Source organism: Methanophagales archaeon, from assembly GCA_021159465.1.
In the GTDB taxonomy this organism is placed as follows: domain Archaea; phylum Halobacteriota; class Syntropharchaeia; order Alkanophagales; family Methanospirareceae; genus G60ANME1.
In genome coordinates, this window is the sequence record JAGGRR010000130.1 from 1 (window position 1) to 1,107 (window position 1,107).

Below are 1,107 nucleotides of genomic sequence, written 5' to 3' on the forward strand. Positions count from 1 at the left end.
CATCTCGGGTGGCTTCTCCCACCTCTCCAGTATATCTACCAGCTCCTCAAGCACCTTCTGCCTCACATAATCGTTACAGAGTTTACTGTTATAAATCGTGCTCAGGGAGCCGAGTAACATATTTTTAATATGCTCCTCCCCTTTCTCCTCGTGTATATGTGGATTTAACGTCTCTATCTGGAATACCTCAATTCCAGCACTCACCACATCAGAATACACAATCTTATCCGTCTTTAGCCCGAACTCATCGAAGAGATAGACGAAGTGAAAGGGCTCGATTGAATAGCCCGTGGAGTAACTCATGATATCCGCAAGCTTCATGGTCAATGCATGCTCACCCGCATTCCCTGTTATTACCACCCGGGTCTCAAAGCCGGTGGTGGTTGATAGCAGTAGATTGAGATATTTATTCGTTGTCTCGCTTACTCTGCCCCATTTCTTGAAATACAGCCTGTCCTCAACTACTTTTGGCTTATATCGCCAGTGTAGCCTCACCATTGAGTATGGCGACTCGGACATACAGAAGCCCGCTGCGTAATCCATTACGTATTCACGAACAGAACCGGGGATATAGTTGTCAGCATCTGCGAACCCAATGAAGTCTTTACCCAGCGCCTTCGCAAGCAACATGCCTATTATCATCCCTTCGGCTTTACCATCTCTTACCAGTCTATCGCTATCAAGGAGATGATCATAGCCGAGATCATGGAATGCAAAGCCCAATTCAGGGTCCTTCTGATGTACGGTGAGCATCTCCTGCTGTGTGAGGTTATGAACATTTGTTATCACATCTTTCTCTATTTTATATACATCCTGTGGTACCCGTGCACTATTCGAGACCACGATTACTGAGCAATCAAAAGGTATTGCTCTCAGAACACCCTCCAGCAGGTGTATATTCTCATTTTTTATGGGTACAATGATTGCGAGTCGTTTCAAAACCTTCTTTATACCTTCAAAGGCGATATCACAAGCTCTGGGGTTCTCAAAGCCACCGGAGTCCAGCTTTAATACCCGCTGCAACTCGTGAATCTTTACTGAGCCGAATATCTCCGTATGTCTCGGCAACTCAATCAGCATATCTTATTATATTATGAGTATAATCAT

General features: G+C 44.8%; 1 protein-coding gene. It reads right to left on the reverse strand.

The window, feature by feature from the left end; genetic code table 11:
- Positions 1–1,068, reverse strand: a 1,068-nt coding sequence (gene mpgS, locus J7J01_06175) for a mannosyl-3-phosphoglycerate synthase (protein ID MCD6210462.1), incomplete at its 3' end; no start/stop codon positions are given.
- Positions 1,069–1,107 lie beyond the last annotated feature (39 nt).